Source organism: Streptococcus sp. 1343, assembly GCF_013277355.1.
GTDB lineage: Bacteria > Bacillota > Bacilli > Lactobacillales > Streptococcaceae > Streptococcus > Streptococcus pseudopneumoniae.
This window is the reverse complement of the sequence record NZ_VMMT01000015.1, coordinates 1-12043: the sequence shown is the minus strand read 5'-3', so window position 1 is coordinate 12043 and position 12043 is coordinate 1. Positions and strand designations below refer to the sequence as shown.

The following is a 12043-nucleotide window of genomic DNA, read 5'->3' as shown; positions in this document are numbered from 1 at the left end:
GTAGCAGGTGCCCACCGAGAACTTACACCTCAGATGCACGACATGCCCGTCGTACCAAAAAATACTTTGATCCACAATGGAATCAAAGCATTTTAAAAATCTCCCCATACATAAGCGCAGAAGCTGCGGTTCCTCTGTACTTGGATTCTTCTCTTTTAATAAAGCGAGCCAAGTTGAGCAACTCAGGTGCCGGATGTTTGGGATTCTTGAGCAATTCACGATTGACCAGTCCTGAGAGACGGACTGCCAGCAATTGCTCATTTGTAGTAGACAGTTTTTTAGCAGTCTCTAGGAGAGCAGCAACTAAATCTTCACTCAAATCATGTCGAGCATGATTGTAAAGATCTTTTATAAGGCTTTCTAGGTTTGGTTCTACCATCCCTACCACCTCCCTTATGGTTTAATAATTTTTAATCAAATCAACCGTTGAACGATCCAATTTTTTCACCAAGGCTTGCAAGAAAGCTTGCGCTTCTAAGAAGTCATCCATAGCGTAGAGGGTTTGATGAGAATGGATATAACGAGCGCAAACACCGATTGTTGTAGATGGGACACCACCATTTTTCAGATGAGCTGCGCCAGCGTCTGTTCCGCCTTTACCACAGTAGTATTGGTACTTGATACCCGCTTCTTCAGCCGTTGTCAAAAGGAAATCTTTCATACCTGGGAGAAGCAAGTGACCTGGGTCGTAGAAACGAATCAAGGTTCCATCTCCAATCTTGCCTTGACCACCATAAACATCACCAGCAGGTGAGCAGTCAACTGCTAGGAAAACTTCTGGGTCAAACTTAGTTGTGGAAGTATGAGCACCACGAAGACCAACTTCTTCTTGGACGTTAGAACCCAGATAGAGTTCATTTCCGAGTTTTTGGCCTGAAAGAGCTTCCGCCAACTCGCTAACCATAAGAACACCGTAGCGATTGTCCCAAGCTTTTGAGATGATATTTTTTTCATTGGCTGTCAAGATTGCAGAGCTATCTGGTACGATGGTGTCTCCAGGACGGATGCCAAAACTTTCTGCCTCAGCCTTGTCCGCAAAACCGCCATCAAAGACGATATCTGCAATAGCTGGCATAGTTGGTCCACCCTTTCCACGAGTCAAATGTGGAGGGACAGAACCCGAAATCACAGGAATTTCACGACCGTCACGAGTCAAGAGTTTGAAACGTTGGCTGCTAACCACCATAGGATTCCAACCACCGATTTCTACCACACGGAAGGTACCATCTGGCTTGATTTCGCTGACCATAAAACCAACTTCATCCATGTGAGAAGCGACCAAGACGCGCGGTGCATCTGCAGCTTCTGAATGTTTAATTCCGAAAATACCACCCAAGCCATCTGTCACCACTTCATCCACGTGCGGTGTCAACTTTTCACGAAGATAAGCACGGACAGGTGCTTCATGACCTGAGATAGCAGCAAGTTCTGTTACTTCTTTGATTTTTGAAAATAATGTTGTCATTTCAGTTCCTTCTTTCTTTCATCCATTTTACCACTTTTTAGAGGAGAAGGATAGTGGGAAGGTGGATAGTTTCTTACTCAGTTTTCCTATAAAAAAGAGAGACAGATATTCTTTCAGGAATTTTTCTTTCTTTTTTACATTAAATTGTCAGAAATTTTATTGACAGATTAGAAAAAACATGTTACAGTAATATCCGCAGGTATCTTTCGATACCAAATCTACATGAAAGGACGGGGTATGAAACTTTCTCATTATTTAATTGGCTTACTTCTGCTCCTAGTCTTTCTCTCTATTAGCATTGGAACCAGTGATTTTTCATGGGGAAAACTCTTTGCTTTCGACCAGCAGACCTGGCTACTATTTCAGGAGTCCCGTCTTCCAAGAACCATCAGTATTCTCCTTGCGGCCTCTAGTATGAGTATGGCAGGCCTTCTCATGCAGACCATCACTCAAAATCAGTTTGCTGCTCCGAGTACAGTTGGAACCACTGAAGCCGCCAAACTGGGAATGGTATTGAGCCTCTTTATCTTTCCGTCTGCGAGTCTAACCCAAAAGATGCTCTTCGCTTTTGTTTCATCCATCATATTTACCCTCTTCTTCCTAGCCTTTATGACCATTTTTACTGTAAAGGAAAGGTGGATGTTGCCTCTGATTGGAATCATCTATAGTGGGATTATCGACTCAGTCACAGAAGTTATCGCCTATCGTTTCAATCTGGTTCAGAGTATGACTGCTTGGACCCAAGGATCCTTCTCCATGATTCAGACCCATCAGTATGAGTGGCTCTTCTTAGGCCTCATTATCCTGATAGCCGTTTGGAAATTATCCCAAACTTTTACCATCATGAATCTAGGAAAAGAAACCAGTGAAAGTTTGGGGATTTCTTACTCCCTACTTGAAAAACTAGCTCTCTTTCTGATTGCATTAACGACAAGCGTCACCATGATTACCGTGGGTGCCTTACCATTTCTTGGAGTTATTGTTCCCAATCTTATTCGCAAGCGTTATGGAGATAATCTGAGTCAAACCAAACTCATGGTCGCACTGGTTGGTGCCAATCTAGTTCTGGCTTGCGATATCCTATCCCGAGTTCTGATCAGACCCTATGAGTTGTCTGTCAGTCTCTTGCTAGGAATCATTGGTAGCCTCGTCTTTATCCTACTTCTCTGGAGAGGGGGACGAAAAGATGCAGACTAAAAGCAAACATACCAAGCTCTTCTGGATTCTCATTATTCTTGCCATCGGAGCTTGTCTTCTCTACTTTTGGCCCATCACTCACTTGTCAGCCTTTACTTGGAAGTTGCGTTCCCAAAAGATCATCGTTTATCTCTTGGTAGCCATCGCGACTGGGATTTCGACCATTAGTTTTCAAACCCTGACGGAAAATCGATTCCTGACGCCTAGTATTTTAGGAATCGAATCCTTCTACGTCCTACTACAAACCCTACTACTGGTTTTTGAAAGTAAGTTTCTTCAACTCGGGAAGTCTCCCATTTTAGAATTCCTAGTCTTACTTCTACTTCAATCCCTCTTCTTTCTCGCCTTGCAAGGCTACTTGAAGACACTGATGAAGCAAGACCTTGTCTTCATTCTGTTGATCTGTCTAGCCCTCGGAAGTCTCTTTCGAAATATCAGTACCTTCCTTCAGGTCCTGATGGATCCAAACGAATACGATAAACTGCAGAATAGTCTCTTTGCCTCCTTTCAACATCTCAACACTTCCATCCTAGCCATTGGTTCTCTGATTATCCTTGCTTTGACAATCTTTTTCTTTCAAAAAGCAGTCATTCTGGATGTCTTGCACCTGCAAAGAGAAACAGCTCAGGTATTGGGACTCGATGTTGAAAAAGAACAGAAAGAACTCCTCTGGGGTATCGTACTTTTGACCTCAACAGCAACTGCCCTGGTAGGACCTATGGCCTTCTTCGGCTTTATGCTAGCCAACCTCACTTACCTAATTGTCAAAGACTATCGGCACAAGTTGCTCTTTATCGTGGCCATTCTGGTCGGATTTATCAGTTTGACCTTGGGGCAGGCCTTGATTGAACGAGTCTTTGCGCTGGAAATTCGCATCAGTATGATCATCGAGAGTGTGGGTGGCTTCTTATTCTTTATCTTACTTTATAGGAGGGCGCGTCGGTGAAACTGGAAAACATTGACAAATCCATTCAAAAACAGGATATTTTGCAAGGCATTTCGCTTGAAGTCAGTCCTCAGAAACTGACAGCCTTCATTGGTCCAAATGGTGCTGGAAAATCGACTCTCCTCTCCATCATGAGCAGACTGACCAAGAAAGATCAGGGAATTCTCAGTATCAAAGGCCGTGAAATCGAGAGTTGGAATTCGCAAGAACTGGCTCAAGAACTGACTATCCTAAAGCAGAAAATCAATTACCAAGCCAAATTGACGGTGGAAGAACTGGTCAGTTTTGGACGTTTTCCCTACAGCCGAGGACGCCTGAGAGAAGAAGACTGGGGAAAAATCCGAGAAACTCTGGACTATCTGGAACTGACAGACTTAAAAGACCGCTACATCGATAGCCTGTCTGGGGGACAACTCCAGCGCGTCTTTATCGCTATGGTACTGGCCCAGGATACGGACTTTATCTTACTAGACGAACCGCTCAACAATCTCGATATCAAGCAAAGCGTCAGCATGATGCAGATTCTCAAGCGACTGGTGGAGGAACTCGGCAAGACCATTATCATCGTCCTCCACGATATTAACATGGCCAGCCAGTATGCGGATGAAATTATCGCCTTCAAGGACGGTCAAGTCTTTAGCAAGGGAAGAACCAATCAAATCATGCAGGCTGACCTGCTCAGTCAACTCTATGAGATTCCTATCACGCTAGCTGATATCAATGGCAAAAAGATCTGTATCTATAGCTAGTAACATAGAAGCTCAAGTTAGAGAACCTTCGGTCTCTTAGTCAATAAGACCAAGAGACTCCCTAAATCGTTATCACATTTTAAAAAGGAGAAATCATGAAAACATCCCTTAAACTTTATTTCACTGCCCTAGTGGCCAGCTTCTTGCTTCTACTTGGTGCATGCAGTACAAATACAAACTCAAGCACTAGTCAGTCGGAAACAAGCAACTCTGCTCCAACAGAGATAACCATTAAAAGTTCACTAGACGAAGTCAAACTTTCCAAAGTTCCTGAAAAGATTGTGACCTTTGACCTCGGCGCTGCGGATACTATTCGTGCTCTAGGATTTGAAAAAAATATCGTTGGAATGCCTACAAAAACAGTACCAACCTATCTCAAAGACCTAGCTGGAAAAGTTAAAAATGTTGGTTCTATGAGAGAACCTGATTTAGAAGCTATCGCCGCCCTTGAGCCTGATTTGATTATTGCTTCCCTACGTACACAAAAATTCGTAGACAAATTCAAAGAAATCGCCCCAACAGTTCTCTTCCAAGCAAGCAAGGACGACTACTGGACTTCTACCAAGACTAATATCGAATCCCTAGCAAGCGCCTTTGGTGAAACTAGTACACAGAAAGCCAAGGAAGAATTGGACAAGCTAGACAAGAGCATCCAAGAAGTCGCTACTAAAAATGAAAGCTCTGACAAAAAAGCCCTTGCCATCCTCCTCAATGAAGGAAAAATGGCTGCCTTTGGTGCCCAATCTCGTTTCTCTTTCTTGTACCAAACCTTAAAATTCAAGCCAACTGATACTCAATTTGAAGATTCTCGCCACGGACAAGAAGTCAGCTTTGAAAGTGTCAAAGAAATCAATCCTGACATCCTCTTTGTCATCAACCGTACTCTTGCCATCGGTGGGGACAACTCTAGCAACGACGGTGTCCTAGAAAATGCCCTTATCGCTGAAACACCTGCCGCTAAAAATGGTAAGATTATCCAACTAACACCAGACCTCTGGTATCTAAGTGGAGGAGGTCTTGAATCAACAAAACTCATGATTGAAGACACACAAAAAGCCTTGAAATAAGCTGATTTAAACTCAATTTAAGTAAAATTTTGACATGATAAAACACATCCTATCAAGTAGTTCATGAAAACCTGATAGGATGCGTTTTTATCATTTTGAAATCTGTTTGCCCAGCCTCTTATTTTTCTTCTTGATTCCGTTTAAGGGAAAAGTGATCTGGGACGGGGTCCTTACCTGTTTTCGACCAGTGATGACAACGTAAAATCCGAGTCAAGCCCATCAAGACACCCTTGAAGCCATGTTTTTCAATAGCCTGAATCATGTAGTTGGAACAAGTCGGCTCAAAGCGACAAGAGGGTGGAAAGGCTGGCGAGATAAAACGTTGGTAAAAGCGCACAGGCGCTATTAAAATTCGTTTCATTATTTCTTGCTTACAGCCATGGTGTGTAGTTGGCTGATTTCTTTTTTGTTAAGACGACGGGATTCTCCTGGACGGAGTCCTGTCAAGTCTAGGTGTCCGAAACGAGTCCGAGACAACTTGTCTACTTGGAGACCAACAGCTTCAAACATCTTTTTAACCTGATGGTTACGCCCTTCATGGATGGTCAACTGCACCACAGAGCGATTTTTGACTGGGTCCACTTTGAGAATTTCATAAACAGCTGGCTTGGTTTTCTTACCATCAATCTCAAGACCACGGGTCAAGGGGCGGAGATTGTCCTTATTGGCCACACCTTTAACACGCGCGACATAAACCTTGTCAATCTCATTACGAGGGTGAATCATCTCGTCTGTAAAGTCCCCATCATTGGTCAAAATCAAGACACCTGATGTATCCCAGTCCAAACGACCCACAGGGTAAATGCGCTCTTTGACATTGGGCAAGAGGTCGACAACCGTCTTGCGACCCTTGTCATCTGTTACACTGGAAATCACACCGCGTGGTTTGTTAAGCAGATAATAGACCTTTTCTTCGTTGTAGATAGGTTGACCTTCAACTTCGACCTTGTCGCCTGACTTGATAGTGGTTGCTAGTTCACGCACCACTTGGCCGTTAACCGTCACCAAACCTTGCTTGATCAGCTCTTCTGCTTTTCTCCTACTGGCCACACCTGCGTGGGCAATATACTTATTGATTCTCATCTTCTTCTATCCTTTCACCAAATAATTGGCTTTCTTGGGCTTGAATCTCAAGCTCATCAATCACTGGTAATTCTTCTAAATGGTTTATCCCCATGTAATCTAGGAAATAATCCGTAGTCACATAGAGGTTGGGGCGCCCCAATACTTCCTTTTTCCCGTCTTCCTTTATCAGGTCAAAAGCTTGCAACTTTGCCAAGGCTCCACTCGAGTTAACCCCACGGATGGCATCAATTTCTATCCGCGTAATCGGCTGTTTGTAGGCAATAATGGACAAGGTCTCAAGGGCAGCCCGAGACAAGCTCTGGTTGATAGGCGCCTTAGAGTATTCCTTCAAAATCTCTGCAAATTGAGGCTTGGTCACCAATCTATAAGCACCACTTGTCTCAATCAAAGCCAAACTGGAATCTGGGTCCTTTTCATACTTCTGGGCTAATTTTCCTAAACTCTGCTGGATGCCTGTCGGTGGCAGAGAGAGGAGTTCAGCTAACTGGCGGACCCGAATCCCATCTTCACCCGCTACAAACAAGAGCGCTTCTATTTTTGCTAAAGTACTCATCTTTCCTCTCTATCAAGTCTAGCTTTGAGGCACTTGACTTTCTTCCTTCTTTTCCATGAGATAGATATCTCCGAAACTCTCCTCTTGCACGAGGATCAGCTCCTGGGTTTTGATTAACTCTAGGGTTGCCAAAAAGAGGGTGATGACCTCTTGGACATTCTGGGCTTCCTTGAACAAATCCTGCAAGCGCAATTGATCTCGTCCAATCAAGGATTCTTTCACAATAATCATCATGTCCTCAATCTTATACTCATCCCGCAAGATAGTCGTGTGATTTTGTGCAAACTCCTCTTTTTTCTTGGCTAGGATATTTGAAAAAGCCAAAAAGAGGTCAATGGTCGTCTTGTCATGCACAAGCTCCGCATCTTCGTAAATCAACTCTGTCGGCGCTTTGGAATAGTGCTGGGCCCGTTCTTGGTGCTTGGCTTCCAAGTGCTCCCCCAAAAGCTTGAACTTGCGGTATTCTTCGATTTGAGAGAGAAGATCCTGCTCTAGGTCATCTTCCAAATCTGTCACTTCCGCTACCTTTGGAAGGAGTTTACGACTCTTAATCAGCATGAGCTGGCTGGCCATGACCATGTACTCGCCCGTCACTTCCAGACGCATGGCCTGCAGAGTTGAGACATAGGCTAGATACTGTTCAATGACTTCCGTAATGGGCACATCGTAGATATCCATCTGATACTTAGAAACCAGGTGCAAGAGCAAGTCCAGGGGCCCTTCAAAATCCTTTAATTTAATATCCATTATCTATACTTTTCTAAGGTCAGGACTGTTTTTAATCCTAATTTTTTTGCAATTTCGTACAAATCGACCTTGTTTTCAATTTGTCGTAGAATGAACTGTTCCCGCAAGGCTTGGGCTGATAGTGCTGGAAAACCTTTCTCCTTGACAAAAGCTTCTAGCTGACGAAAGGCCCACTGACGAGAATAGGCTTTCCCTGCCCTTTCAAAAAGATAGGTCTGGCCCATCAAGGGTTCCAACTCTGAAAGCAAGGTTGTGGGAATGGTGACAATCCTCTGTTGGGAATCCTTCTTGATTCGCAACACCTGAAAATCCAGATTGATATCCGCAACCTTTAGAGCTAAAATCTCACTGGGCAAGAGCCCTATTTCCAAGATTAGGAGAGCCAGTAAGCGGCCCTCTGGATAGTCGCTTTCCTGCCAAAAAGAGTCTAGGTCTAACAGTTCTGACTTCTCGGTCTTCTTTTCAGCTTGTTTAGCTAATTCCAAACGGTAAAAGCTGTCCACTTCTCCTTTTTGATAGAGAAAGTAGAGAAATTGATTACAGGCCGAAATCTTTCGCTTCTGAGCGCTGATTTTTAGATTGGCTAGCTGGGCTTGGTAAATCTTGAGACTAGTATCAGAAACCCGCTCGCCTACTATGTCTAAAAATTGCTCCAAATCATACTTATAGGACTGCTTGGAATTGGCAGATAAGCCCTGCTTTTCTTCTAAAAAGGCTGAAATCCTATCTCTCATTTGCATCGAATCTCATATTCCTTACTAAAGTCATGCAAGAGGGCATTGACTGCTTTGAGGATAGACTTGCGCGTGATAATCCCTTGGAAAATACCAGACGCATCCACAACCGGCAAGAAGGACTCATCTACCAGCTTGTGCAAGACCTCCGTAATGGTGAAATCAGGCGAAACAACCGCTACGTCCGTTTGGGTCATATGAACGATATCCGTATCCGCCATGATTTCTTGGCTCAAGTCATGCTCCATCTGATAAGCCATAATATCTCTGAGCCCAATCGTCCCAACAAACTGTTTTTCATCTGTCACAACAGGAACACGGGTATAGGTCATCTGACTGAGCAAGAGGGTCGCATGATCCGCATTGTGGGTATCAATCAACACGGCTAGATTTTCAGCAGGAGTCAAAAAAGTTTCCTCCTGCCCCAACAAGAAAGTCTCAAACTCCTTGGCAATCATCGGCTAAACTCCTTGGACAAGCCTGGATACACCTCATGGTTTCGTGTCAAAAAGTCCACTTTGAAGTAACTATCATCAATCTCCACACGAGCATAGAGACATTCTCTGATGGTTCCACGTGGTTGACTGATGGAACCTGGATTTAGAAAGAGGGTCTTGCCTTCCATCCAAGCACTTGGCACATGCAAGTGACCATAGAGGCAGATATCGGCCTCTTCTTCCTGAGCCCAGTAGTCCAACTTTTGAAAGTTGAAATTGATGTCAAACAAGTGACCATGGGTTTGGATAATCTTGGTCGAACCAAGCTCAGTCACCAAACGTTCTGGGTAACCTGCATAGAAGTCCATATTCCCTTTAACAACACGGATGCCTTCCCAAAGGGGAGAATCAGGACGCAGTTCAGAATCGCCGTTATGAAAAACGGCATCAACTTTGCCCACATAGCGATCACGGATTTCTTCCACAATCAAGCTATCGCCATGAGAATCGCTCATTACAATGATGGTTTGCTTTGCCATGATGGAAATACCTCCAAAAGTTTCTTAACGGCTAAGGCACGGTGAGATTGACTATTTTTTTCTTCGAGGGTTAATTCAGCTGAGGACTTGCCTGTCTCTCCTACAAGGAAGAGAGGATCGTAACCAAAGCCATTTTCACCCTTGGGTTCAAAGTTAATATAGCCTGACCAGTCTGCTTCAACAACCAAGCTTTCCTTGTTGGGACTGGCTACGACTAGGGTTGTATGGAATTGAGCCGAGCGGTCCTTGAGTTCAAAGACCATGGCCAATTCGTGCAAGAGCTTGGCATTGTTTTCACGGTCAGTAGCTCCCATTCCTGCGAAACGAGCTGACCAGACACCTGGCAAGCCACCAAGGACATCGACTTTGAGACCTGAGTCATCTGCCAAAACCATCTTGCCCGTTAATTGAGAAATGGTTTCTGCCTTGAGGCGGGCATTTTCTTCAAAGGTCATGCCTGTTTCAGCTACTTCAGGCAAGTCAGGGTAGTCATTGAGATTTTCCACATCGTAGCCTAGCTTGTCAAAGATAGCTCGGAATTCCTTGGTCTTGCCCTCGTTACGAGTCGCAATCAATAAGGTTTCTCTGACCTTGTTTGTCTCAAAAAAATCTTGAACATTGACCCCTTCTTTAGGCAATTCTACATACAAGAGTTGCCCATTTTCAACCAAGAGCAGGGCCCCATGACGTTGAATAACTTCCAAGTTTCGTCCCATTTCTTGATTAAGCATGTCTACCACAAAGGAGAACAAACGGTAGGTAGAACCATAGCGTAAAACAGTAACTGAAAGCGGGAAACCATACTCTTCATCTCCAAATATTTTGGAGAATTCAAACAGAGGAAAATCTGTCTTATAGTCGCTCAAACTGTTAACGCCACCAAAAATACTATAAGACCCAACATACCAGTCCTGGTCATCCTTATATTCATAAATTTTATTTGTCATAATTCTACATGCTCCACATGAATCTCTTTTTCCAGCCATTCTTCACCAATTTGTGCAAAACTTTGGCTACTGGCTGTTGTGTAAAAACGGTGATGGAGTGGTCCAGCATCGCGACCACGATTGATTTCAAAATAATTAAGTAAGACTGAGATGTCCCGTACGCACTCTGCCCCACTATCGATGAGCTGAACCTTTGGCCCCATGACATTTTGAATAATGGGTCTGAGGAGCGGATAATGGGTACAGCCCAAAATCAGGCTATCCACCTTTCCAACCAAGGGACGCAGGGTTTCATAGACCACTTTCTTGGTAACACTGGTTGACAGGGCACCTGACTCCACTAAAGGGGCAAACTTGGGACAGGCCAAACTCTCCACCTGTAAGTCTGGAGCCAGATCATGGATTTTCTGACGGTAGATGTCTGATTGTACCGTCATGGGCGTTCCAATCACTCCGATTTTCCCATCTTGGCTGGACTTGATGGCTGCTGAAGCTCCTGGCAAAATCACACCTAGGACGGGAATATCTAGTTGAGCCTTGATTTCTTCCCAGACGACCGCAGTCGCAGTATTACAAGCAATGACAATCATTTTGACATCCTTGGTCAAAAGAAAGTTGACCAACTGCCAAGTATATTCCCGAATTTGCTCAGCAGGACGGGGACCATAGGGCGCCCGTGCCGAATCTCCAATATAGACGATTTCTTCATGGGGAAGTTGGCGCATGAGCTCGCTCACAACGGTCAAGCCCCCGACACCCGAATCCAAAAAACCAATTGGTCGATTATCCATACAGTCTTCTTTCTAGTCTTTTTTCTGATTGATAGTTCATTATGATTATTGATCCTTATGAACAGAATGATAGCCTAATCAACAACTATCTCTCTTAATCATAATCAAATATCAATAGAATGCAAGGAAAAAGTCTCACCCCTAAACCATAGCCAACATAGTGAGAAGTCTGGAACTTTCATCCCAGACTTTTCCTTATTTATTTTTTCTTTTTATTGTTAGCAAGGGCTGCCTTTTGTTGGCGGATGATTTGGTGGTAAACTTGTTGTACCTTAGCCTCGCTTGGTTTTTGACCATTTGCACTCAAAAGAGTACGAACTGCTTCAGCATTCAAACGTGGGTTGTCAGCAAATTCCTTTTCAATTTGCTTACGAACCAAGTACATTCCTCCCAGAGCTCCTCCTAGAAAAGCTAGCACAATCAATACAATTGCTAAAAGTAAATCCATCATATTTCTCCTGTTTCTTTTTGAGTCTCTTTCATTATACCACAAACTAGCCACCCTGACTAGTTTGTTTTACGCTTTCAGGGATGGAATGTAATTCGAATGTGAGAATGTCTTTAGTAAATCGAACGTGAAAATGTCCCATTTGATAAAATAGTCGTATGAAAAGTATCCAACTGAATATGAATGAAACGAAAAAATATCTTGTGATAAAAGCTATAGACCAAGGAAAGAAAACAAAGAAACGACCCTGTGTCGAACTGAATCTTTCTGAAAGACAAATCAATCGTCTGCTACTAGCCTATCGACAGAAAGGAAAAGAAGCCTTCAGACACGGAAA

The 12043-nt window shown here is 43.7% G+C and carries 17 protein-coding genes; 5 read left to right on the top strand and 12 right to left on the bottom strand.

The window, feature by feature from the left end:
• Positions 1 to 82 precede the first annotated feature (82 nt).
• Both HT709_RS02095 and pepA read right to left on the bottom strand, forming a co-directional pair.
• Complete coding sequence (locus HT709_RS02095) at positions 83 to 379, bottom strand: bacteriocin immunity protein (protein WP_172925467.1); 297 nt, start codon at positions 377 to 379, stop codon at positions 83 to 85.
• 21 nt (positions 380 to 400) lie between these two features.
• Entirely contained in the window at positions 401 to 1465 is a 1065-nt protein-coding gene (pepA, locus tag HT709_RS02090) for a glutamyl aminopeptidase (protein ID WP_000209170.1), read from the bottom strand.
• 237 nt (positions 1466 to 1702) lie between these two features.
• Here pepA and HT709_RS02085 point away from each other — a divergent pair, with 237 nt between their 5' ends.
• From HT709_RS02085 to HT709_RS02070, 4 genes are all read left to right on the top strand, one after another.
• Entirely contained in the window at positions 1703 to 2662 is a 960-nt protein-coding gene (locus tag HT709_RS02085) for an ABC transporter permease (protein ID WP_000777228.1), read from the top strand.
• Positions 2652 to 3608 (top strand): iron chelate uptake ABC transporter family permease subunit, encoded by a 957-nt coding sequence (locus tag HT709_RS02080; RefSeq protein WP_050261390.1) that lies wholly within the window; start codon positions 2652 to 2654, stop codon positions 3606 to 3608. Before HT709_RS02085 ends, HT709_RS02080 begins: the two co-directional genes overlap by 11 nt.
• On the top strand, positions 3605 to 4357 hold the full coding sequence (locus HT709_RS02075; protein WP_172925466.1) for an ATP-binding cassette domain-containing protein: 753 nt from the start codon (positions 3605 to 3607) through the stop codon (positions 4355 to 4357). Before HT709_RS02080 ends, HT709_RS02075 begins: the two co-directional genes overlap by 4 nt.
• 95 nt (positions 4358 to 4452) lie before the next feature.
• Positions 4453 to 5424, top strand: coding sequence for a siderophore ABC transporter substrate-binding protein (locus HT709_RS02070; RefSeq protein ID WP_000858270.1), 972 nt, complete (start codon positions 4453 to 4455; stop codon positions 5422 to 5424).
• A gap of 118 nt (positions 5425 to 5542) precedes the next feature.
• Here HT709_RS02070 and yidD read toward each other — a convergent pair whose 3' ends face one another.
• The 10 genes from yidD to HT709_RS02020 form a co-directional block, all read right to left on the bottom strand.
• Positions 5543 to 5785: a membrane protein insertion efficiency factor YidD gene (gene yidD / locus HT709_RS02065; RefSeq protein ID WP_000821633.1), complete on the bottom strand. Its 243-nt coding sequence runs from the start codon at positions 5783 to 5785 to the stop codon at positions 5543 to 5545.
• Positions 5785 to 6507: a pseudouridine synthase gene (locus tag HT709_RS02060; RefSeq protein WP_001222227.1), complete on the bottom strand. Its 723-nt coding sequence runs from the start codon at positions 6505 to 6507 to the stop codon at positions 5785 to 5787. Before HT709_RS02060 ends, yidD begins: the two co-directional genes overlap by 1 nt.
• Complete coding sequence (scpB, locus tag HT709_RS02055; protein WP_000105310.1) at positions 6494 to 7063, bottom strand: SMC-Scp complex subunit ScpB; 570 nt, start codon at positions 7061 to 7063, stop codon at positions 6494 to 6496. Before scpB ends, HT709_RS02060 begins: the two co-directional genes overlap by 14 nt.
• Positions 7064 to 7081: 18 nt before the next feature.
• The gene (locus HT709_RS02050; protein ID WP_000351897.1) at positions 7082 to 7810 is read right to left on the bottom strand and encodes a segregation/condensation protein A; all 729 of its coding nucleotides are present in this window, start codon (positions 7808 to 7810) and stop codon (positions 7082 to 7084) included.
• Positions 7810 to 8544 (bottom strand): site-specific tyrosine recombinase XerD, encoded by a 735-nt coding sequence (gene xerD / locus HT709_RS02045; protein ID WP_279586237.1) that lies wholly within the window; start codon positions 8542 to 8544, stop codon positions 7810 to 7812. Before xerD ends, HT709_RS02050 begins: the two co-directional genes overlap by 1 nt.
• Positions 8541 to 9002: a cyclic-di-AMP-binding protein CbpB gene (cbpB, locus tag HT709_RS02040; RefSeq protein WP_000560717.1), complete on the bottom strand. Its 462-nt coding sequence runs from the start codon at positions 9000 to 9002 to the stop codon at positions 8541 to 8543. The genes xerD and cbpB overlap by 4 nt, the downstream gene beginning before the upstream one ends.
• A complete protein-coding gene (locus HT709_RS02035) occupies positions 8999 to 9520 on the bottom strand; it encodes a metallophosphoesterase (RefSeq protein WP_001118953.1) in 522 nt (173 codons plus the stop codon). The genes cbpB and HT709_RS02035 overlap by 4 nt, the downstream gene beginning before the upstream one ends.
• Positions 9496 to 10467, bottom strand: a complete 972-nt coding sequence (locus tag HT709_RS02030) for a nucleoside-triphosphate diphosphatase (protein WP_000182415.1) — start codon at positions 10465 to 10467, stop codon at positions 9496 to 9498. Before HT709_RS02030 ends, HT709_RS02035 begins: the two co-directional genes overlap by 25 nt.
• Entirely contained in the window at positions 10464 to 11258 is a 795-nt protein-coding gene (gene racE / locus HT709_RS02025; protein ID WP_000370389.1) for a glutamate racemase, read from the bottom strand. The genes HT709_RS02030 and racE overlap by 4 nt, the downstream gene beginning before the upstream one ends.
• A 199-nt stretch (positions 11259 to 11457) precedes the next feature.
• A complete protein-coding gene (locus HT709_RS02020) occupies positions 11458 to 11706 on the bottom strand; it encodes a YneF family protein (protein WP_000364990.1) in 249 nt (82 codons plus the stop codon).
• 179 nt (positions 11707 to 11885) lie between these two features.
• Here HT709_RS02020 and HT709_RS02015 point away from each other — a divergent pair.
• A partial coding sequence (locus tag HT709_RS02015) for a helix-turn-helix domain-containing protein (protein ID WP_172925468.1) occupies positions 11886 to 12043 on the top strand: 158 nt, incomplete at its 3' end.

What these genes read in the sequence shown, in the direction of transcription:
- HT709_RS02095 (WP_172925467.1), bottom strand. Translation starts at nt 379, where the DNA reads ATGGTAGAACCAAACCTAGAAAGCCTTATAAAAGATCTTTACAATCAT.
- pepA (WP_000209170.1), bottom strand. Translation starts at nt 1,465, where the DNA reads ATGACAACATTATTTTCAAAAATCAAAGAAGTAACAGAACTTGCTGCT.
- HT709_RS02085 (WP_000777228.1), top strand. Translation starts at nt 1,703, where the DNA reads ATGAAACTTTCTCATTATTTAATTGGCTTACTTCTGCTCCTAGTCTTT.
- HT709_RS02080 (WP_050261390.1), top strand. Translation starts at nt 2,652, where the DNA reads ATGCAGACTAAAAGCAAACATACCAAGCTCTTCTGGATTCTCATTATT.
- HT709_RS02070 (WP_000858270.1), top strand. Translation starts at nt 4,453, where the DNA reads ATGAAAACATCCCTTAAACTTTATTTCACTGCCCTAGTGGCCAGCTTC.
- yidD (WP_000821633.1), bottom strand. Translation starts at nt 5,785, where the DNA reads ATGAAACGAATTTTAATAGCGCCTGTGCGCTTTTACCAACGTTTTATC.
- HT709_RS02060 (WP_001222227.1), bottom strand. Translation starts at nt 6,507, where the DNA reads ATGAGAATCAATAAGTATATTGCCCACGCAGGTGTGGCCAGTAGGAGA.
- scpB (WP_000105310.1), bottom strand. Translation starts at nt 7,063, where the DNA reads ATGAGTACTTTAGCAAAAATAGAAGCGCTCTTGTTTGTAGCGGGTGAA.
- HT709_RS02050 (WP_000351897.1), bottom strand. Translation starts at nt 7,810, where the DNA reads ATGGATATTAAATTAAAGGATTTTGAAGGGCCCCTGGACTTGCTCTTG.
- xerD (WP_279586237.1), bottom strand. Translation starts at nt 8,544, where the DNA reads ATGAGAGATAGGATTTCAGCCTTTTTAGAAGAAAAGCAGGGCTTATCT.
- cbpB (WP_000560717.1), bottom strand. Translation starts at nt 9,002, where the DNA reads ATGATTGCCAAGGAGTTTGAGACTTTCTTGTTGGGGCAGGAGGAAACT.
- HT709_RS02035 (WP_001118953.1), bottom strand. Translation starts at nt 9,520, where the DNA reads ATGGCAAAGCAAACCATCATTGTAATGAGCGATTCTCATGGCGATAGC.
- HT709_RS02030 (WP_000182415.1), bottom strand. Translation starts at nt 10,467, where the DNA reads ATGACAAATAAAATTTATGAATATAAGGATGACCAGGACTGGTATGTT.
- racE (WP_000370389.1), bottom strand. Translation starts at nt 11,258, where the DNA reads ATGGATAATCGACCAATTGGTTTTTTGGATTCGGGTGTCGGGGGCTTG.
- HT709_RS02020 (WP_000364990.1), bottom strand. Translation starts at nt 11,706, where the DNA reads ATGGATTTACTTTTAGCAATTGTATTGATTGTGCTAGCTTTTCTAGGA.